The organism is Mordavella massiliensis (assembly GCF_016902415.1).
Classification (GTDB): domain Bacteria; phylum Bacillota; class Clostridia; order Lachnospirales; family Lachnospiraceae; genus Merdimonas; species Merdimonas faecigallinarum.
Genome location: NZ_JACJLV010000014.1, coordinates 16,855 through 37,271, shown reverse-complemented (window position 1 = coordinate 37,271; position 20,417 = coordinate 16,855). Strand labels below are relative to the sequence as shown.

Below are 20,417 nucleotides of genomic sequence, written 5' to 3'. Positions count from 1 at the left end.
TAGAGAGTGAGAAAACGTAAGGAGGTGTAGGGAGATGGAACAATATACTGTAACTGGAATGAGCTGCGCCGCCTGCAGTGCAAGAGTGGAGAAAGCGGTGTCCGGGGTTCCGGGAGTGACATCCTGTTCGGTCAGCCTTCTGACTAATTCAATGGGAGTGGAAGGCACCGCTTCTTCCGGAGATATCATCGCTGCTGTGGAAGCGGCCGGTTATGGAGCGGCGCCAAAAGGAGCCGGAGAAAAGAAAATCGCTGCAAAAGCGGCAGAGGAAGAAGCGCTGAAGGATAAAGAGACGCCGGTATTGAAAAGACGGCTGATCGCATCCCTGTGTTTTTTACTTCCGCTCATGTATGTCTCCATGGGGCATACCATGTGGGGATGGCCGCTGCCTTCCGCCCTGGCGGGAAATCATGTGGCCACGGGCCTTTTCCAGATGTTGTTTGCGGCCATTGTTATGGTGATCAATCAGAAATTTTTCATAAGCGGTTTCCGGAGCATGATTCACAGGGCGCCGAATATGGACGCGCTGGTAGCGCTGGGGTCCGGGGCATCTTTTTTGTATAGCACGTATGTACTGTTTGCAATGACAGGAGCCCAGATGCAGATGGATCATGAAAAAGTCATGTCCTATATGCATGATCTGTACTTTGAGTCGGCGGCCATGATCCTGACTCTGATCACGGTGGGCAAGATGCTGGAGGCAAGATCCAAAGGAAAGACTACAGACGCGTTGAAAAGTCTGATGCGCCTTTCCCCTGAGACTGCAGTGGTGGTAAGAGCAGGCAAAGAACAGGAAGTGCGGATCGAAGAAGTGCGGATCGGAGACATTTTTGTAGTACGTCCCGGAGAGCACATCCCGGTGGACGGGAGGATCCTGGAAGGAAGCAGCGCTGTCAATGAATCCGCGCTGACCGGTGAGAGTATTCCCGTAGATAAAGAAGCCGGGGATCTGGTGTCCGCGGCTACCTTAAATCAATCCGGCTTTCTCCGGTGTGAGGCGACCCGGGTAGGAGAGGATACGACGCTTTCCCAGATCATCCAGATGGTCAGCGATGCCGCAGCTACCAAAGCGCCGATCGCGAAAGTAGCAGACCGGGTGTCCGGTATCTTTGTGCCGGCGGTGATCACCATTGCGCTGGTGACGCTTGCTGTCTGGCTTATCGCCGGGCAGAGCACCGGGTTCGCTGTGGCAAGGGCTGTATCGGTTCTGGTGATCAGCTGTCCCTGCGCTCTGGGACTTGCCACGCCGGTGGCGATCATGGTGGGAAATGGCATGGGCGCCAAAAACGGCATCCTGTTTAAAACTGCAGTTTCCCTGGAAGAAGCGGGGAAGACGCAGATCATTGCCCTGGATAAGACCGGGACCATTACAAGCGGCGAGCCGAAGGTAACGGATATCTTGACTGCACAGGGTGTGACAGAGGAAGAACTGTTAAAAGACGCGCTTTCCCTGGAACAAAAAAGCGAACATCCGCTGGCGGGAGCCATTCTCTCCCTTGGGGAGGAACGGGATCTTACCCCGGCAGAGGTCACAGACTTCCGGGCGCTTCCGGGGAACGGGCTGTCCGCAGTCTTAAACGGAGAGGAAATCTACGGTGGCAATCTGACCTTCATCCGCCAGCAGGCGGATGTGCCAGAGAAAATAGCAAAGCAGGCAGAACGATTTGCGGAAGACGGAAAGACGCCGCTCTTTTTTGGACGTGGCGGACGGATCACCGGTGTGATCGCTGTGGCGGATGTGATCAAGGAGGACAGCCCCCGCGCAGTGAAAGAATTGCAGAATATGGGGCTTCATGTGGTCATGCTGACTGGAGACAATGAGCGCACGGCCAGAGCCATCGGACACCAGGCCGGTGTTGATGAAGTGATCGCCGGAGTCCTGCCGGATGGAAAAGAAGCAGTGATCCGGAAATTAAAGCGCAAAGGCCGGGTGGCAATGGTGGGAGACGGTATCAACGATGCGCCGGCTCTGACCAGAGCGGATATCGGTATTGCGATTGGAGCAGGTACAGATATCGCTGTCGATGCGGCGGATATTGTGCTGATGAAGAGCCGGTTAAGCGACGTTCCTGCCGCGATCCGGTTAAGCCGGGCCACGCTTCGGAACATCCATGAAAATCTGTTCTGGGCATTTTTCTACAATGTGATCGGCATCCCGCTGGCGTCTGGCGTCTGGTTCCCGTTGTTTGGCTGGAAGCTGAATCCCATGTTCGGCGCGGCGGCCATGAGCCTGTCCAGTTTCTGCGTCGTAACGAATGCGCTGCGTCTGAACTGGTTCCGGATGCATGACGCATCCAGAGATAAAAAAAGAATCACCATCAATCAGAAGGAGGAAAAAACAATGGAAAAAACAATGAAGATCGAAGGTATGATGTGCGGACACTGTGAGGCGAGAGTGAAAAAATGCCTGGAGGCGCTGCCGGGAGTAGAGGAAGCGGTTGTCAGCCATGAAAACGGTACCGCTGTGGTTACATTGAGTACAGATGTGGCGGACGATGTTCTGAAAAAAGCAGTGGAGGATCAGGATTACCAGGTGCTTGGGATCCAGTAAGAGGGGATGAAGTATTATCTTGCGCCCCTGGAGGGGATCACTACCTACGTATACCGGAGGGCATACCATATATTTTTTCATCCGATGGATCAATATTTTACCCCCTTTTTTGTGCCTCATACGAAGCGGGGATTCAATGAAAGGGAACAAAGCGAGATCCTTCCGGAGCATAACCCGGGGATGTGCCTGGTGCCTCAGATCATGTCCAATGACGCAGAAGGTTTTTTGCAGACAGAGGAAAAGCTGCGGGAATATGGGTATGAAGAGGTGAACCTGAATCTGGGCTGCCCCTCCAAAACCGTGGTGAGAAAGAACCGGGGGTCGGGATTTCTGGCCCTGCCGGAGGAACTGGACCGTTTTCTGGACCAAATCTACAGCCGGTCCAAAGGAAAGATATCCATTAAGACCAGGCTGGGGAAATATGAACCGGAAGAGTTTGAGCGGATCCTGGAGATCTATAACCAGTATCCGGTAGAAGAACTGATCATCCATCCCAGGGTGCAGCAGGATTATTACAAAAACCATCCGGACCTGAACGCGTTCCGGAAGGCGCTGGAGCATACGAAAATCCCGGTCTGCTATAACGGAGACATTTTTACACCGGAGGATCAGGAGACGCTTACAAGACAGTTTCCCCGTCTGGACCGCATCATGCTTGGCAGAGGGATCCTGCGGGATCCCGGCCTTTTGGGAAACTTATGCGGGGAAGGGAAGGCTCCCGGGAAAGTAGTCCGGGGATTTCTGGAAAAGATCCTCTGGGATTATCAGGAAATCTGTCCGGAAGAGAAGCATGTGCTTTTCAAAATGAAAGAATTATGGGCCTATATGGGAACGATGTTTCCGGAGAGGAAAGAGGCGCTGGAGCGCCTGCGGAAGGCAGAAACGATCAAAAGCTATCAGATGGCTGTGAAAGAGATCCTGGGATAAGGGGTCTCTTTTTCGGCTTTACATTTCCGGCGTGCTGCACTATAATATAAGGAAATTTAGTTCTGAGCGGAAAGGAGAAAAGCGCCATGGAAGATCAGAAACAAAGAGTATATGACGCATTAGATAAGTTAAAAATCAAATACGAAGTGGTAGAACATGAGCCGGTTCATACCATGGAAGATATGGACAGGCTGGGACTGCCTGAAAAGGGAACCCTGTGCAAGAACCTGTTTTTGCGGGACGCAAAGGGAAAACGCCATTTTCTGGTGACCTGCGAGGAAAGTAAGAAGGTGGACCTTAAGGCGCTGGGACGTCAGCTTGGCGGAGGCAACTTAAGTTTTGCGTCCGAAGAAAGACTGGAAAAATATCTGGGACTGAAGCAGGGAAGTGTTTCTCCCTTCGGGCTGATGAACGACACCGATCATCAGGTGGAATTTTTTATTGACAAGGATCTGAGCAGGTGCAAGAGCCTGGGCATTCATCCTCTTGAAAATACGGCCACCGTATTTTTATCTTACAAAGACCTGGATAAATTTTTATGGGATCTGGATGTTGATGTGATCAAGATCAAGATCTGAGAAAGTGAGGAAACAGATAGATATGGAACAGCAGCAGGGAAATCCCAGACCGCCCATGCCCCCGGAAAATTACGGGAAACGCATGTGGCAGTTATGGGGTCCTATCCTGATCAAGTGGGGGATCGAGTTTCTGGTATCACTCCTGGCAATGACTGCGCTTGCCATGGCGTACCAGCTGACTGACCCGGCGGCCTTCCGTGCGGCGATGGAGAGTCAGGAAGCCATGTTTGATCTGTATGACAGGCTGATCAGCAGTTATCTGGAGGCGGGAACGCTGATCCAGGGCGCGGCATCGCTTGTGATCATACCGGTAATGTGGATTTTCTTCCATCAGGACAGAGTAAAAGAAAGAAGGCTTGGGATCATCCCCAATAAAAAGGCTCCGGTCTGGAAATATGCCGCAGTCATTCTTATGGCGCTGGCGCTTTGCCTGGGGCTGAATAATCTGATCAACATCGGGAATCTTGGAGCGTCCGATGAGGTCTATACGGAAACCATGAATACGCTTTATTCGGCTGCGCTTCCGGTGCAGATCATCGCTCTTGGCATACTGGTGCCGATCAGCGAAGAACTGGTATTCCGCGGACTCTTATTTAAACGGCTGCGGGAGAGAGGAACCTTCCTGCAGGCGGCGCTTTATTCGGCAGTTGTATTCGGACTGATGCATATGAACATGGTGCAGATGCTCTATGCATTTATTCTTGGCATGATGCTGGCCTATGTTTGTGAGAAATACGGTTCCGTAAAGGCGCCGATCCTGGCACATATGACGATGAACCTTCTGTCTGTCGCGGCCACTTATGCAGGGCTGATGGACTGGCTGATGGAAGACATCCTGCGGATCGGTACGGTAACAGTGATCTGTGCGGCCGTAGCGGCAAGCATGTTTGTATTCATGCAGCGGATTGAGGAAAAACCGGATATCCCGGGAAATAATGATCAAAATGGCGGAAAACTGGCGGCTGTATAGCTGCCGGTTTTTTAATATGTTACAAAATTGTTAAAAAGTGTTGCAAAAATAATTCCTGTAGAGTATAATGGCCGGTAGATGTAGAGTTACTATGTCAAAATGAGGGGAAGCAAGTATAATAAAGTGAGAAGGAAGGTTGATTATGAAAAAATTTGGAATCAGACTGCTGACAGCCGTTGCGGCAAGTTCTATGATCGTAACACCGGTAATGGCAGCGCCTTCAGTTGATAGTTTGGAAGAAAATAAGGCCGCAGCACAGAGCGAAGTATCTTCTCTGCAGAGCCAGCTGACAGAACTTCTGACAAAGGCAGGAGAACTGGAAGAGGATCTGATCGCAAAAGGGGAAGAGATCATCGAGGCGAAAGAAGATCTGAAAGCGGCAGAAGAGAAAGAAGAACAGCAGTACGAAGATATGAAGCTTCGTATTAAATATATGTACGAGAAAGGCGACGCCAGCATGCTGGTATCCCTGATCGAGTCCGACAGTTTTGCTGATCTGGTAAACAAAGCAGAATACATCCAGAATGTGCATACATACGACCGGAAGATGCTGGACGAATATGTAGAAACAACCAGGAAGATTGATAATCTGAAGACCACCCTGGAAGATGAGCAAAAAGAGATGGAGACTCTGCAGACCGAGTATGAGGCTCAGGGGCAGGAATTAAGTAATACCATCGAGTCCAAGAAAGATGAAGTTGCAAATCTGGACGCTCAGATTCAGGCAGCTGCAGAGGCGGCGGCCAGAGAGGCTGCAGAACGTCAGGCAGCAGAAGAAGCGGCCAATAATGGCGGGAACGATGGAGAGAATGGCGGCGCAGCAGCGAACGGCGGAAATGGCGGAGCTACCACCAACAATGGCGGCGGCACCACGAACAACGGCGGCGGAAATACCGGTTCTACCGGCGGCGGAAATGTAAGTGCTCCGTCCGGCAACACATCTGCGGCGCAGACCATCGTAAACGCAGCTTACAGCCAGCTTGGCGTACCTTATGTCTATGGCGGAAGCACACCGGGAGCGGCTCTTGACTGTTCCGGTCTGACGCAGTATTGCCACAGAGTAGCAGGTATCAGCATTGCCCGTACCTCACAGGCACAGGGCGGCGGCGGAAAAGCAGTCAGCAACCCGCAGCCTGGCGACCTGGTATGTTACGGAACCCACGTGGGTATCTATATCGGCGGCGGCCAGATGATCCATGCGCCTCACACCGGTGATGTGGTAAGAGTGGCCAGCGTATATGGTTCTCCGTGGTACAGACGTTACTGGTAAGATTCCGTTATTACAGGTAATTTTCGGAAAAACAGAAGAATTTGTTGATAAATTGGAAAAAATGTAGTATTCTGACCTTAAGATATGCTGGGGAGCATAGATAATACTTGTTTTAGACGACAAGAATAGTAAGAATGGGTGAGGATATTATGAAGAGACGATATGTGAATGCGCTCATTACAGTTCTTGTAATGAGCGTTTCTTTTTCCATGACAGCCATGGCGGTTCCGGAAGACCAGAATGTAGAATCACTGGAGACGCAGAAAGCCCAGGTGCAAAGCCAGGCGGACGATGTCCAGAAGCAGCTGGTAGGACTGCTGGTACAGTATGACGCACTGCAGCAGGATATTGAAAAGCAGAAGGAACGCGTCAGCCAGGCCCAGGAAGAATTAAAGGCTGCCGAGGCAGAAGAGCAGGATCAGTATCAGGCGATGAAAAAGAGGATCAGATACATTTATGAAGCAGGAGATTCCTCTTTTATCGAGACACTGATCAGCGCGGATTCATTTACAGATCTGATCAATAAGGCGGAATATATCCAGAATGTACATAGTTATGACAGGGATCAGCTGGACAAATACGCCAAAGCCAAAGAAGAGGTGGCGGACCGGAAGGCGGATCTGGAAGCCGGACAGGCTGACATGGAGCAGATGTCCCAGGATATGGGAAGACAGCAGGCAGATCTTCAGACCACGCTTGACGGCATGAGAAGCCAGATCGCGGATTTTGACAGCCAGCTGGAGACAGCCAGAGCAGAGGCTGCGGCACAACTGGATCAGCTGACAGACGCCACAGAAAATATGGTAGACGCTGCGGAAGGGCAGACGGATGCGGACCAGCCGTCACAGGGCGGTAATGGAGGCAATAACGGCAATAACGGTAATAACGGCAATCAAAACGGAAATAACGGCGGTGGTTCAAATAACGGCGGCAGCAAACCGTCAGGCGGAGGAAATAAACCTTCCGGCGGCGGGACCACGTCAACACCGGGCAACGCCTCTCTGGGACAGCAGATTGCAAATACTGCCTGCCAGTATGTGGGCAATCCCTATAAATACGGCGGAACCAGCCTGACAAATGGCGCGGACTGTTCCGGATTTGTAATGTCCGTACATGCCCTGTTTGGCATTTCTACACCAAGAGACTCCTGGAGTCAGCTTGCAGGTGGAAAAGCGGTTAATTACTCAGATATGCTTCCGGGTGATGTGATCGTGTACAGCGGTCATGTGGCTATTTACATCGGAGGAAACCAGATCGTACATGCTTCCAACAGCGCGCCATATCCGGCGGGCGGTATCAAGATCAGTTCGCCGCCGAACTACCGGACGATCCTGGGAGTGAGACGTTACTGGTAAAAACCTGTGATATCCATGAAAAACAGAAGATAAATCCTGATAAAAGCCTTGCAACAGCAGGGCTTTTATGCTATTATGAAAAAGTCGCAAAAAAACACGTACATGTTTGCCCAAGATGGTGCCAAAGCTTGAAGAAAGCCGGTTTCAAGGGCTTACACACGTACGGAAGTAAAAAAACCAAATGGAGGAAAGAAACATGAGCGTAATTTCAATGAAGCAGCTTTTAGAAGCAGGTGTTCACTTTGGACATCAGACAAGAAGATGGAACCCTAAGATGGCTCCCTACATCTACACAGAGAGAAACGGGATCTACATCATCGATCTTCAGAAGTCTGTAGGTATGGTAGACGAGGCATATCAGGCAGTATCTGATATCGCGGCAGACGGCGGAACCATCCTGTTTGTAGGAACCAAGAAGCAGGCTCAGGATGCCATCAAGACAGAGGCAGAGCGTTGCGGAATGTTCTATGTAAATGAGAGATGGCTGGGCGGAATGCTGACCAACTTCAAGACCATCAAGAGCAGAGTGGCACGTTTAAAAGAGATCGAGAGAATGTCTGAGGACGGAACTTTCGATGTACTGCCGAAAAAAGAAGTCATCCAGTTAAAGAAAGAATGGGAAAAGCTGGAGAAGAACCTGGGCGGAATCAAAGAGATGAAGAAACTCCCGGATGCGATCTTTGTAGTAGATCCGAAGAAGGAGAGAATCTGCGTACAGGAAGCTCACGCTCTGGGAATCCCGCTGATCGGTATCGCTGACACCAACTGTGATCCGGAAGAACTGGATTATGTGATCCCGGGAAATGACGATGCGATCCGTGCAGTAAAACTGATCGTTTCCAAGATGGCTGACGCTGTTGTAGAGGCTAATCAGGGAATGACAGGCGAAGAAGAAGCTGTTTATGAGGATGCAGCAGAGGAAGTATCCGAGGCAGAGGCAGCAGAAGAGTAAGATTCTAAAGTGTGGAGGAAAATAAGATGGCAGTTACAGCTAGTATGGTAAAAGAGTTAAGAGAATTAACCGGCGCAGGAATGATGGACTGCAAGAAGGCATTAAGCGAGACTGACGGAGATATGGACGCAGCGATCGAATACCTGAGAAAGAACGGTGAAGCGAAGGCTGTGAAGAAGGCCGGAAGAATCGCCGCAGAAGGACTTGTTATGGCAGAAGTAAAAGATGACAAGACCGCAGCGATCGTAGAAGTAAACTCTGAGACAGACTTTGTTGCAAAGAATGCTGATTTCCAGGCATTTGTAAAGGCAGTAACCGAGCAGGCTATGGCAACAGAGGCAAAAGATATGGATGCATTTATGGAAGAAGCCTGGATCGAGGACAGTTCCAAAACTGTACACGAGGCTCTGACAGAGAAGATCGCCGTGATCGGCGAGAAGCTGAGCATCCGCAGATTTGAAAAGATCGTATCTGACGGCTGTGTTGTAGCATATATCCACGGCGGCGGACGTATCGGCGTTCTGGTAGAGGCTGAGACAGACGTAGTAAACGACGAGATCAGAAAGTGCCTGAAGAACGTGGCAATGCAGGTGGCAGCGATGTCTCCGAAGTACGTATCCCGCGATGAAGTGTCTCAGGAATTCATGGATCATGAGAAAGAGATCCTGTTAGCTCAGGCTAAGACAGAGAATCCGGACAAGCCGGACAACATCATCGAGAAGATGATCATCGGACGTCTGAACAAAGAGCTCAAAGAGATCTGCCTGTTAGACCAGGTATATGTTCAGGACAGCGACCTGACCGTATCCAAGTATGTGGCTAAGGTTGCAAAAGAGAACGGCGCAAACATGACTGTTAAGAAGTTCTTCCGTTTCGAGACCGGAGAAGGTATTGAAAAGAAGGTTGACGACTTTGCAGCTGAGGTTGCCGCTCAGGCAGGAATGTAAGCGTTAAACATAAGCGCGACAGACAGAAAAACAAGGGGGCCGGCGCAAGCAGACTTGCGGCTGGTCCCGTTTTTGTGTCCGTGGAACGATCTGTGAACAGGAGGTTTTTATGTTAAGAGAAGGTATTAACGGATTCTGTATGGCTCTTGCCGACAGCGTACCGGGCGTATCCGGAGGAACGGTGGCATTTATCATGGGATTTTATGACCGGTTCATCGGCTCCATACATAATCTGGCATTTGGAAATCTGAAAGAAAAGAAGACGGCGCTGCGATATCTGATCAAACTGGGGATTGGCTGGGCAGTCGGCATGATCCTTGCGGTTCTGATCCTTTCCGCTCTGTTTGAGAGCCATATTTATATTGTCAGTTCCGTATTTATAGGGTTCATCGCCGGAGCGATCCCGCTGATCATTCTGGAAGAAAAAGAATGTGTAAGAAACGTGGGTAAGGGGATAATTTTCTGCCTGCTGGGGATCATTCTGGTGGCAGGTATCACATGGATGAACGGGCGGATCACAGGAGGATCCGTAAATCTCGCCTATTTTTCCATCGGAACAGGGATCCGTCTGTTTTTTATCGGTATGATCGCCATTTCGGCCATGTTCCTTCCGGGAATATCCGGATCCACGCTTCTGCTGGTGTTTGGCGCCTACATTCCGGTGATCACCGCAGTCAGGGGCGTGCTGTCCTTTGATCTGGCTTATGTGCCGTGCTTGATCTTCTTTGGCTGCGGCATCCTGACCGGAGCTGTGACCGTTGTCAAGATCATCAAAGTGTGTCTGGAAAAATTCAGAACCCAGACGGTCTATGCAATCATCGGTATGATGATCGGTTCTTTTTATGCGATCGTGATGGGACCGACCACCCTGGAAACGCCCAGGGAGGCAATGACCCTTGGAACATTCAGCGTGATAGCCGCGATCATTGGCGTGGTACTTGTGCTGGGCATGCAGCTGATTAAAGAAAAAGGAACGTCAAGATAAATGAACGGGGACGGGGGATTTTTTTAAAATCCCCCGTCCCCGTTTGCCATAAAATATCTGCCCAGAAAAAGAAAGAAGAGAATGACATTTCTGCGTAACCGAGATAAAATGGATATAGGATATAAAGGGTACGGAGGATCAGCAGATGAAAAACAGATATGACGGCATTTTGCAATTTAAGGGGACCTGGCGGGACTACCAGGAGAGGGTCTTGTCTAATTCAGAGAAATACCTGGCGGACGGGAAGCTGCACATTGTGGCGGCCCCGGGATCCGGGAAGACCACGCTTGGCATTGAACTGATCCGGCGTCTGGGGGAGCCCTGCCTGATCCTGTCGCCCAGCATCACCATTCGGCAGCAGTGGCTGGCCAGGATCACAGAGGGATTTCTCGCGGAGGGGCAGGAGCCGGACAGCCTCATGTCCCACGATCTCAAGCAGATGAGAGCGATCACAGCCATCACCTATCAGGCGCTGTACAGCGCCATGAAGCATGACAAGGGAGAACTGAAGGATCAGGAAGAGGAGGAAGGCGAGGAGACGGAGTCCATGGCTTCCGAGGAGACAGAAGAAGTCGATTTCCGGGAGTTCGACATCCTTGCAGCAGTGAAGGAGGCAGGGGTGAAGACCATCTGCCTGGATGAGGCGCATCATCTGCGCAGCGAGTGGTGGAAGGCGCTGGAAGCCTTTATGAAAGAGATGAAGGGAATGACGGTGATCGCCCTGACTGCCACGCCGCCCTATGACAGCACGCCGGCACAGTGGAAGCGCTACACGGACCTGTGCGGTCCGATCGATGAGGAGATCTTTACGCCGGAACTGGTGCGGGAAGGAAGCCTCTGTCCGCATGAGGACTACATCTGTTTCAACTGGCCGGCCAAGGAGGAACTAGAGGAGATCAGGACATATCAGGAGCAGACGGCTGCTGTATACAGGGAACTTCTGACCGGGTCGGAATTCACCCGGATGATCGCTACCCATAAGGGACTGCAGTATCCGGAGGAATACAGTGAAACATTTCTGGAAAAGCCGAAATATTTCTCCGCTCTTCTCATTTTCTGTAATGCCCAGGGAATCCCGTTCCCACATTATCTGCGGGAACTGATCGGTACGGACGGAAAGCTTCCGGAGCTGAAGGATGAATGGCTGGAGGCTCTCCTGCAGGGATTCCTCTATGATGACACAGAGTCTTACCAGGTGGCGGAGGAAGACCGGGAAAGGATCCTGAAAAACCTCAAGGAGGCGGGCTGCATCTACCGGAAGAAGGTCTCCCTGACGCACAAGGACGCGCTGCAGAAGCTGCTTGTGAAGAGCCAGGGAAAGATGGAGAGTATCGGAAGGATCGTGGAGACGGAGCGGCAGGCCATGGGAGAAAGGCTGCGGCTTCTGATCCTTTGTGACTATATCAAGAAGGAAAAACTGTCCGTGGTGGGGACCCGGGAAGACCTGACCGCGGAGATCGGGGCGGTGCCCATCTTTGAGTTCCTGAGACGGAAGGAACTGGACGGGATCCGGCTTGGAGTTCTGAGCGGTTCGGTGGTGATCGTGCCTGCTGATACGGAGGAACTTCTGATGAAACTGCTGGCCAAAAAAGACTGCGAGGGAACCCTGACCCGGATCCGCGGGACCAGCTACGGAAAGCTGCAGGTAAAGGGAAAGCAGACCCATGTGGTAGCTGTGGTGACGGAACTTTTTGAAGAAGGCCGGATCAACGCGCTGGTGGGGACCAAATCCCTGCTGGGAGAAGGGTGGGACGCGCCCTGCATCAACTCCCTGATCCTGGCCACCTATGTGGGCTCCTTCATGCTGAGCAACCAGATGCGGGGGCGGACGATCCGCACCGATAAGAAACATCCCGATAAGACCGGGAATATCTGGCATCTTGCCTGCGTTTTCCCGCAAAAGAAGGGCAAAGAAAAGCATCCGGATCTCTCCGGGGATTACGAGATGCTGGTCCGCAGGTTTGAATCTTTCCTGGGTGTATCCTGGGAAGAGCCGGTGATCGAGAGCGGGATCGGGCGGCTCGGGATCCCGGAGTTTGATACAAAGGAAGAGATGGAAGGGATCAACCAGACCATGCTCTCCCGGGCGGCTGACCGGGAAGGCCTCCGGCAGAGATGGCAGCAGTCTCTAAAAGAGATCCGGGGGGAGATGGAGGTAAGGCAGAGGGAGGATATCCCCAAAGAGACGGCCAATACAGGCTATCTCTTCGTCCACGCCCTGGGATTTATGATCTTAAGCATCCTGTCGGCGGTGTCCTCGGAGGCGGTGAGGCTGTTCCTGGAACTGTCGTTCCGGTATCCTGGCACTGCCCTTCCGCGAGCGCTGATGGTGGTCACGCTGCTGGCCTGTCTTGGCATCGGAAGATACGGGTACCTGCTGTTCAAATTCAGCACGCCCGAGAAGCGGATGCGCCAGATCGGGCAGGCGGTTGCAGACGCCCTGGCAGAGCTAGGGGAGATCGAGGAGCCGCAGCACTGCCGCGTGGAAGTGGAATCCGCCCAGGGAGCACTTATCAGCGTGGCGCTCAAAGGCGGGACCATGCGGGACAAGACGACCTTTGCAGCCTGTATGGCAGAGATCTGGGGCGTTATCGATAATCCCAGGTATCTGCTGGTAAAAGGAAGAAATCCGGAGCGGGCCAGGGAGTTCTATGCGGTGCCTGAGACATTCGGGAAACAGAAAGACCGGGTGTATGTCTATGAGAAACATATCCGCAAGGCGATGGGACGGTTCCAGGCGGTCTACACCAGAACGCCCCAGGGGCGGAGGGTTCTCTTAAGAGCCCGGACCAAATCCTTTGTGAACAAGAATCAGACCGTACTGCAGGGCAGGAAGGTCGTCAAGGGAAAATATGACTAAATTCACTGCGTCTCCCTATTGACAAATTTCTAACATTGTATTAAATTAAAAACATAAGGATTAGACTATAGTCTAAACCAGAGTCGAATCGGTTTAGATATGCGGGAGAACGAGATGAAAAATATAACAAATATCCAAAAATTTTCCATCCATGATGGAGACGGGATCCGTACCACCGTGTTTTTTAAGGGATGCCCTCTCAAATGTGAGTGGTGTCACAATCCGGAGACACAGAAGTTTGAAAAAGAAATGCAGGTGGACCGGGAGAAATGTACCGGGTGCGGAGCCTGTGCGGTGGTATGTCCAAACGGTGCCATCCACATGGAAGAAGGACGGCCCATACTGGATGCAGAGGCCTGCGTATTCTGCGGCAAATGTACCAGATTCTGTCCGACGGGTGCAAGAGAAGTGATCGGACAGGAATATACGGTAAAAGAACTGGTAAAAGAGCTGATGAAGGATCAGATGTTTTACGAGGAATCCGGCGGAGGCGTTACGTTATCCGGAGGAGAAGTGATGTCCATGGATATGGATTATCTTCTTGCGGTGGCAAAGGAACTGAAGCGTCAGGATGTGACACTGACCATTGATACCTGCGGGTTTGTCCCCTATGAAAAGTTCCAGGAACTTCTGCCTTATGTAAATACATTTCTTTATGATGTAAAGGTGATGGATCCTGAGTTACATAAAAAATATATGGGTACAGACAATGCGCTGATCCTTGAGAATCTGGTCCGCCTTGCAAAAGACGGCGCCAGGATCTATATCCGGATCCCTACGGTAAAAGAGGTAAACGGCAACGAAGAAAATATGAAGGAAACCATAGCGTTTCTGCAGGAACACGATATCCATCCGGCTCAGATCAATCTGCTGCCGTATCATGATACGGGAAGCGGAAAGTACAGGAAGCTGGATATGGAATATAAAGGAACGGATCTGCATGCTCCGGATAAAGAGGAGATGGAGGCGCTGGCAGCGCTCTTTATCAATGCAGGTTATAAGAACACCAAAATAGGAGGTTAAAAAATGGGCAAAGCAAGAGGTATGAATGAAAGAATTCAGAAACTCAGAGAGATCAGTGTCAACACACCGGTTCACATTGATCTGGAAAGGGCAAAGATCGAGACGGATTTTTACAAAGCAAATGACGGGAAATATTCCATCCCCGTTATGCGTGCTATGACACTGAAGGAATATTTTTCCAAGAAGACCCTGTACCTTGGAGACGGAGAACTGATCGTGGGAGAAAAAGGAAAAGATCCGCAGGCATCCCCGACATTCCCGGAACTTTGCTGCCACAGCGAAGAAGATATGATCGTCATGAGCGAAAGAGAGCTGGTATCCTTTAAGACAACAGAGGAAGACCGCAAGCTGCAGAGAGAAGAGATCATTCCGTACTGGACAGGAAGAAGTATGAGAGAAAAACTTCTTTCCAGAATGACTCCGGAATGGCAGGAGTGCTACCATGCAGGTATGTTTACCGAATTCATGGAGCAGAGAGGTCCCGGACATACCTGCGGCGGCGAGCAGGTGTTCACCACCGGATACATGGATTATAAGGAAAAGATTAAAAAGACCATGGATGAGCTGGATTATATCAACGATCCGGAAGCACTGAATAAGTGTGAGGAACTCAAAGCCATGGATATCGCCTGCGATGCAGTGATCATCCTTGGCGAGCGTTATCACAAACTGGCCCTTGAGATGGCAGAAAAAGAAGAGAACGAGACCAGAAAGGCAGAACTTTTACAGATCGCAGCGAACCTGGAAGTTGTGCCGGCTCACAAACCGCAGACCTACTGGCAGGCGATCCAGTTATACTGGTTCACTCACCTGGCTGTTACCACAGAGCTGAATCCGTGGGATGCATTCAGTCCGGGAAGACTGGATCAGCATCTGTATCCGTATTATGAGAAAGATGTTGAGGCTGGCATCCTGGATGACGAGAAGGCTCTGGAACTTCTGGAGTGCCTGTGGGTAAAATTCTACAATCAGCCGGCTCCTGTAAAAGTCGGAATCACACTGAAAGAAAGCGCAACCTATACAGATTTTGCAAATATCAATACCGGAGGCGTAACACCGGACGGACAGAATGGTGTCAACAATGTCAGCTATCTGATCCTGGACTGCATGGACGAAATGAAGCTTGTTCAGCCGAACTCCAACGTAACCATCAGCAGAAAGACACCTGCCAAATTCTTAAAGAGAGCATGCGAGATCTCCAGAAAAGGATGGGGACAGCCTGCATTCTACAATACAGAAGCACAGATCATGGAACTGGTAAATGCAGGAAAATCCCTGGCAGATGCAAGACGCGGCGGTTCCTCCGGATGTGTGGAGACCGGAGCATGGGGAAGCGAAGCATATATTCTGACCGGATATATGAATATTCCGAAGATCTTCCAGCTGACACTGTTTAACGGATTTGATCAGTACAGCGGAAAACAGCTGGGACTTGAGCTTGGATATGCAAAAGATTTCAAGACATTTGACGAGCTGTGGGCAGCCTTTAAGAAACAGCTGGAGTATTTCGTAGATGTTAAGATCCGCGGCAACAATGTGATCGAAAAACTTTACGCACAGGATATGCCGGCTCCGTGCCTGTCTGTTGTAACAAACGACTGTATCTCTAACGGAAAAGACTACAATGCAGGCGGAGCAAGATACAACACCAGCTATATCCAGGGCGTAGGTATCGGAACAGTTACCGACTGTATCGCAGCGATCAAGTACAATGTATACGATCACAAGAACTTCACCATGGAAGAGTTGATCGAGGCCATGGAGCATGATTACGAAGGATATGACACCATCTACCGCATGGTTCATGATCAGAGCCCGAAATACGGCAATGATGATGATTACGCAGATGAGATCATGCAGGAAGTATTTGAACTTTACAGAAGCACCATCACAGGACGTCCGAACATGAGAGGCGGAAAGTACGGCGTAGATATGCTGCCGACCACCTGCCATGTATACTTTGGCGATGTGATCCTTGCAACAGCAAACGGAAGAAAGGCACATAAGCCGGTATCCGAGGGTATTTCTCCGGAGAAATCCGCAGATACACACGGACCGACAGCCGTAATCAAATCCTGTGCAAAGATGGATCATCTTGCAACAGCCGGAACACTTCTGAACCAGAAGTTTACACCGGACGTTGTAGCAGGAGAGGAAGGTCTGAACAATATGGCCAGCCTGATCCGTTCCTACTTCTCCATGGACGGACACCACATTCAGTTCAACGTGGTTGACAGACAGACTCTGATCGAGGCACAGAAGCATCCGGAAGACTACAAAGATCTGATCGTCCGCGTAGCCGGATACAGTGACTTCTTCCGCAATCTGGATAAGCCGCTTCAGGATGAGATCATTAACCGTACAGAGCAGTCTTTTGGCTAAGATTCATAGTATGAATGGTTAGGATAAGACCGGGACAAAAAGTCCCGGTCTTATTTTTGTAGTCAGGGAGACCTCATGCAAAGAAGTGGGAAATGGTTGACGCTGTGTCAGATCAGCCTTATACTGGGAATATCAGAAAAGAAAGAGGTATGTGCATTATGCCCAGAGGATCAGAGGAACTGACAAACGCAAGAAAAGAAGAGATCATCCATGCATGCGCAAGACTTTACGAGACCATGAGTTTCCGGGAGATCACGATCAAAGAGATCGGGAAAGAGACATCTTTTACGCGGACCTCCATCTACAATTATTTCCAGACTAAAGAAGAAATCTTTCTGGCGCTATTCCAGCAGGAGTATGAATTATGGACCGGAGACCTGGAAGAATTACTCCGGACAAATGAAACATTTACAGGGGAAGGATTTGCAGAAGCTGTTGCCCATACTCTGGAAAAGCGGGAAAGACTTTTAAAGCTTATGGCTATGAACCATTATGATATGGAAGCGAACAGCCGCATGGAAAACCTCGTGGAATTCAAGATTGCCTATAAGAGATCGATCGAGGCTGTGACCCGGTGCCTGGATAAATTTTTCCCGGAGATGACAGAAAAAGAGCAGACGGATTTTATTTATGCGTTTTATCCGTTCATGTTCGGGATTTATCCATACACGGTAGTCACTGCAAAGCAGAAAGAAGCGATGGAAACGGCTGAGATTGCATATCCACGGTTTTCTATTTATAACCTGACCTGTTCTTTTTTGAAAAAGCTGCTTTCCCATTCCTGAAAAGCGTTGTGAAAGATAGTAAAATAAGGCGGAAAAATCGGTTGAGAGATTTTCCGCTTTTTTTAGCGAATTTGAAAACTTCTATTGTTTTTATAGATATATCGTGGTACAGTTATTTTATCTATGAAAGCAGTCGGTTGACTGCATACGATTCTTTTTATTCAAAAGCTTCTTGCAAATCAGATCGAAGCAAAATCCCTAATATTATACGATTAAGAAGATTAGAAGGAGGATAAATATGGCAGATGTTTTACGTATTGCATTTGTTTCGCCAGTGGAATGATGAACAGCAGGAGGAATTTTTGAATTTTTGCACAGGAACCAAAGGAATAAAGATTTTGTATGATTCTGTTTTTAAGGAAATTATGAATCCGGAAACTGCTCCGGAACGGCTAGAAGAATTTTTGTCACTGGTGCTGGGACAAAGTTGTTTGCTGGACAAAGAAGCGCCTGCTATTCGGCAGATTTACTGTTAAGACAGTATAAGCGTGTAAAAGGGGAAAAAGGGAAAGCTTTTAGTTATCGAGATATAAAGAAAGTATATACAATTGTTTTATATGAGAAGAGCCCAAAGGTTTTTCATTCATTTCAAAAAAATTATCTTCATCGCTTTTCACAAAAATCAGACACAGGAATTAATATGGATCTGCTTCAGGAATATGTATATATTCCGCTTGACGTATTTCAGAAGATTGTGCAAAATAAAGGTGTAAGAAATAAACTGGAAGCATGGCTGATGTTTTTTAGTACAGACGAGCCTGAAAAAATGGCGGAACTTATGGAAAAGTATCCGGAGTTTCAAAAAATGTACAGAGAAATATATGAGTTGTGCCTGAATGTGGAAAAGGTGATGGAGATGTTCTCGAAAGAATTGCAGGAACTGGATCGAAACACAGTACAGTATATGATTGATGAAATGCAGGAAGAGATAGACGGTTTAAAAGCGGATTTGCAGGAAAAGGAGAATGTTCTAGGTAAAAAGGAAGCGGAAAATAACGCATTGCGTGAACAGATCAGAAAATTAATGCAGGAGTGATTTGGAAGAAGTGACACTGTAATAGGTTGAGGCGACTTGTTAGGGTGTCCTTTTTCTATAACAAATCTTGAATAGGAATTCTTGACAAGTATATGAAAACGTGCACAATATATAGATGGTAATAAGTCATACAGGAGGAAAATTGGGGATGAAAGCAGCAGCAAAGGATTATCTGATGATCACTGTGGGGATGATCGTAGTGGTCATCGCAGTATATTTTTTCATGATTCCGCTTCATATCGTACTGGGAAGTATGAGCGGTCTTGCGCTGGTACTGACACAGTTTGTGCCGGTATCGGTTTCTTTGATGACATTGATCTTAAACGGCGTCTGCCTGATCGCGGGATTCCTGCTGATCGGAAGAGAGTTTGGCGTAAAGACTGTGTATGCGTCTTTGCTCCAGCCGTTTCTGTTATGGGTATGTGAAGTGATCTTTCCGAATCAGAAATCACTGACAGGAGACGTGCTTTTGGACGCGATTGCGATGATCATCGTGGTGAGCGCCGGGCAGGCGATCATTTTCCAGGCGCAGGCGTCTTCCGGCGGTCTGGATATCGTGGCAAAGATCATGAATAAATATCTCCATGTGGAGCTTGGCAAGAGTATTGCTGTAGCCGGCGCGCTGATCGTACTGAGCGCGGCGCTTGTCTATGACAGCAAGACGGTGGTGCTGGGTCTGATCGTGACCTATGTAAATGGTCTGGTCGTGGATGAATATATCGGCGGATTCCAGAGAAAGAAAAAAGTGTGTGTGATCTCAGAAAAATATGACGAGATCCGGAAATACATCAATACCCACCTGGGGCGCGGAGCCACGCTTTATATGACCAGGGGAAGCTATGAAGGAACAGAGCGGACAGAGGTTGCCACCATCGTGACGCAGACAGAGTATGCAAAACTGATGCATTTTATCAATGAGACAGATCCCAGGGCATTTGTGACTGTTGCGACAGTGAGCGAGGTGTCCGGATTCTGGAATAAGAAAAAAGGAGTGCCGGGGGAGAAGAACATTTAGATTCCCTTTTCCGGTATCCTATGGTATACTTTATATAAATATGCGGAAGGCATGATAAACAGACGTAAGGAGCATAATTTACTATGAAGAGAGTGTTGTTAAAACTCAGCGGAGAAGCACTTGCAGGCGAAAAGAAGACAGGGTTTGATGAAGAGACCTGTCTGGGCGTTGCGCGCCAGGTAAAGAAGCTGGTGGACGACGGGATCCAGGTGGCGATCGTTACAGGAGGAGGCAACTTCTGGCGGGGCCGGACCAGCGAGACGATCGACCGGGTGAAGGCAGATCAGATTGGCATGCTGGCGACTGTGATGAACTGCATCTATGTGTCAGACATTTTCCGTCATGTGGGGATGAAGACGGAAGTGTTCACACCTTTTGTCTGCGGAGCATTTACCACGTTATTTTCCAAAGATGCCGCAGTGGCAGCCCTTGAGGAAGGGAAAGTGATCTTCTTTGCAGGCGGGACCGGGCATCCGTACTTTTCTACAGATACAGGCGCGGTACTGCGGGCGATCGAGATCGAGGCGGACGCCATGCTGCTGGCAAAGGCGATCGACGGTATTTATGACAGCGATCCCAAGGTAAATCCGGAGGCGAAAAAATTTGACGAGATATCTATCCAGGAGATCATTGACCGGAAGCTGATGGCAGTGGATCTGACGGCGTCCATCATGTGCCTGGAAAATAAAATGCCGATGCTGGTATTTGGACTGAACGAAGAGAACAGCATCGTAAATACCATGTCAGGAACATTTACAGGAACAAAGGTGACTGTATAGGA

General features: G+C 49.5%; 17 protein-coding genes. All 17 read left to right on the top strand.

Annotated features, from left to right (window positions below):
* Positions 1 to 34 precede the first annotated feature (34 nt).
* The 17 genes from H6A13_RS05925 to pyrH all read left to right on the top strand — a co-directional run bounded on the left by H6A13_RS05925 (position 35) and on the right by pyrH (position 20,415).
* Positions 35 to 2,551, top strand: coding sequence for a heavy metal translocating P-type ATPase (locus H6A13_RS05925; RefSeq protein ID WP_204908694.1), 2,517 nt, complete (start codon positions 35 to 37; stop codon positions 2,549 to 2,551).
* 6 nt (positions 2,552 to 2,557) lie between these two features.
* Complete coding sequence (locus H6A13_RS05920) at positions 2,558 to 3,478, top strand: tRNA dihydrouridine synthase (RefSeq protein WP_204908693.1); 921 nt, start codon at positions 2,558 to 2,560, stop codon at positions 3,476 to 3,478.
* An 86-nt stretch (positions 3,479 to 3,564) separates the two neighbouring features.
* Positions 3,565 to 4,056, top strand: coding sequence for a prolyl-tRNA synthetase associated domain-containing protein (locus H6A13_RS05915; RefSeq protein ID WP_204908692.1), 492 nt, complete (start codon positions 3,565 to 3,567; stop codon positions 4,054 to 4,056).
* A 22-nt stretch (positions 4,057 to 4,078) separates the two neighbouring features.
* Positions 4,079 to 5,026 (top strand): CPBP family intramembrane glutamic endopeptidase, encoded by a 948-nt coding sequence (locus tag H6A13_RS05910; RefSeq protein ID WP_204908691.1) that lies wholly within the window; start codon positions 4,079 to 4,081, stop codon positions 5,024 to 5,026.
* 142 nt (positions 5,027 to 5,168) lie between these two features.
* Positions 5,169 to 6,296 carry a C40 family peptidase gene (locus H6A13_RS05905; RefSeq protein ID WP_204908690.1) on the top strand — a complete coding sequence of 376 codons (1,128 nt, stop codon included), beginning with the start codon at positions 5,169 to 5,171 and terminating at the stop codon, positions 6,294 to 6,296.
* 149 nt (positions 6,297 to 6,445) lie between these two features.
* A complete protein-coding gene (locus H6A13_RS05900) occupies positions 6,446 to 7,651 on the top strand; it encodes a C40 family peptidase (protein ID WP_243424744.1) in 1,206 nt (401 codons plus the stop codon).
* A gap of 196 nt (positions 7,652 to 7,847) precedes the next feature.
* A complete protein-coding gene (gene rpsB / locus H6A13_RS05895; RefSeq protein ID WP_204908688.1) occupies positions 7,848 to 8,603 on the top strand; it encodes a 30S ribosomal protein S2 in 756 nt (251 codons plus the stop codon).
* Between the two features lie 26 nt (positions 8,604 to 8,629).
* On the top strand, positions 8,630 to 9,550 hold the full coding sequence (gene tsf / locus H6A13_RS05890; protein WP_204908687.1) for a translation elongation factor Ts: 921 nt from the start codon (positions 8,630 to 8,632) through the stop codon (positions 9,548 to 9,550).
* Between the two features lie 109 nt (positions 9,551 to 9,659).
* Complete coding sequence (locus H6A13_RS05885; RefSeq protein WP_204908686.1) at positions 9,660 to 10,535, top strand: DUF368 domain-containing protein; 876 nt, start codon at positions 9,660 to 9,662, stop codon at positions 10,533 to 10,535.
* 145 nt (positions 10,536 to 10,680) lie between these two features.
* Positions 10,681 to 13,395 carry a DEAD/DEAH box helicase family protein gene (locus H6A13_RS05880; protein WP_204908685.1) on the top strand — a complete coding sequence of 905 codons (2,715 nt, stop codon included), beginning with the start codon at positions 10,681 to 10,683 and terminating at the stop codon, positions 13,393 to 13,395.
* Positions 13,396 to 13,509: 114 nt separating this feature from the next.
* On the top strand, positions 13,510 to 14,418 hold the full coding sequence (locus H6A13_RS05875) for a trans-4-hydroxy-L-proline dehydratase activase (RefSeq protein ID WP_204908684.1): 909 nt from the start codon (positions 13,510 to 13,512) through the stop codon (positions 14,416 to 14,418).
* A 3-nt stretch (positions 14,419 to 14,421) separates the two neighbouring features.
* Complete coding sequence (gene hypD, locus H6A13_RS05870) at positions 14,422 to 16,800, top strand: trans-4-hydroxy-L-proline dehydratase (protein ID WP_204908683.1); 2,379 nt, start codon at positions 14,422 to 14,424, stop codon at positions 16,798 to 16,800.
* 158 nt (positions 16,801 to 16,958) lie between these two features.
* Positions 16,959 to 17,585: a TetR/AcrR family transcriptional regulator gene (locus tag H6A13_RS05865; RefSeq protein ID WP_204908682.1), complete on the top strand. Its 627-nt coding sequence runs from the start codon at positions 16,959 to 16,961 to the stop codon at positions 17,583 to 17,585.
* A gap of 245 nt (positions 17,586 to 17,830) precedes the next feature.
* Positions 17,831 to 18,061 (top strand): hypothetical protein, encoded by a 231-nt coding sequence (locus H6A13_RS13275; protein WP_243424743.1) that lies wholly within the window; start codon positions 17,831 to 17,833, stop codon positions 18,059 to 18,061.
* A complete protein-coding gene (locus tag H6A13_RS05860; protein WP_243424742.1) occupies positions 18,013 to 18,621 on the top strand; it encodes an Rpn family recombination-promoting nuclease/putative transposase in 609 nt (202 codons plus the stop codon). Before H6A13_RS13275 ends, H6A13_RS05860 begins: the two co-directional genes overlap by 49 nt.
* Positions 18,622 to 18,769: 148 nt before the next feature.
* Positions 18,770 to 19,636 (top strand): YitT family protein, encoded by an 867-nt coding sequence (locus tag H6A13_RS05855; RefSeq protein WP_204908681.1) that lies wholly within the window; start codon positions 18,770 to 18,772, stop codon positions 19,634 to 19,636.
* Between the two features lie 83 nt (positions 19,637 to 19,719).
* Entirely contained in the window at positions 19,720 to 20,415 is a 696-nt protein-coding gene (gene pyrH, locus H6A13_RS05850; protein ID WP_204908680.1) for a UMP kinase, read from the top strand.
* The last annotated feature ends 2 nt before the right edge of the window (positions 20,416 to 20,417 follow it).

Bases quoted from the DNA above. Each gene is read 5' to 3' on its own strand.
- H6A13_RS13275 (WP_243424743.1), top strand. From the start codon at position 17,831: ATGTTTTACGTATTGCATTTGTTTCGCCAGTGGAATGATGAACAGCAG.
- H6A13_RS05880 (WP_204908685.1), top strand. From the start codon at position 10,681: ATGAAAAACAGATATGACGGCATTTTGCAATTTAAGGGGACCTGGCGG.
- H6A13_RS05865 (WP_204908682.1), top strand. From the start codon at position 16,959: ATGCCCAGAGGATCAGAGGAACTGACAAACGCAAGAAAAGAAGAGATC.
- H6A13_RS05910 (WP_204908691.1), top strand. From the start codon at position 4,079: ATGGAACAGCAGCAGGGAAATCCCAGACCGCCCATGCCCCCGGAAAAT.
- rpsB (WP_204908688.1), top strand. From the start codon at position 7,848: ATGAGCGTAATTTCAATGAAGCAGCTTTTAGAAGCAGGTGTTCACTTT.
- hypD (WP_204908683.1), top strand. From the start codon at position 14,422: ATGGGCAAAGCAAGAGGTATGAATGAAAGAATTCAGAAACTCAGAGAG.
- H6A13_RS05900 (WP_243424744.1), top strand. From the start codon at position 6,446: ATGAAGAGACGATATGTGAATGCGCTCATTACAGTTCTTGTAATGAGC.
- H6A13_RS05925 (WP_204908694.1), top strand. From the start codon at position 35: ATGGAACAATATACTGTAACTGGAATGAGCTGCGCCGCCTGCAGTGCA.
- H6A13_RS05875 (WP_204908684.1), top strand. From the start codon at position 13,510: ATGAAAAATATAACAAATATCCAAAAATTTTCCATCCATGATGGAGAC.
- tsf (WP_204908687.1), top strand. From the start codon at position 8,630: ATGGCAGTTACAGCTAGTATGGTAAAAGAGTTAAGAGAATTAACCGGC.
- H6A13_RS05915 (WP_204908692.1), top strand. From the start codon at position 3,565: ATGGAAGATCAGAAACAAAGAGTATATGACGCATTAGATAAGTTAAAA.
- H6A13_RS05905 (WP_204908690.1), top strand. From the start codon at position 5,169: ATGAAAAAATTTGGAATCAGACTGCTGACAGCCGTTGCGGCAAGTTCT.
- H6A13_RS05855 (WP_204908681.1), top strand. From the start codon at position 18,770: ATGAAAGCAGCAGCAAAGGATTATCTGATGATCACTGTGGGGATGATC.
- H6A13_RS05885 (WP_204908686.1), top strand. From the start codon at position 9,660: ATGTTAAGAGAAGGTATTAACGGATTCTGTATGGCTCTTGCCGACAGC.
- H6A13_RS05920 (WP_204908693.1), top strand. From the start codon at position 2,558: ATGAAGTATTATCTTGCGCCCCTGGAGGGGATCACTACCTACGTATAC.
- pyrH (WP_204908680.1), top strand. From the start codon at position 19,720: ATGAAGAGAGTGTTGTTAAAACTCAGCGGAGAAGCACTTGCAGGCGAA.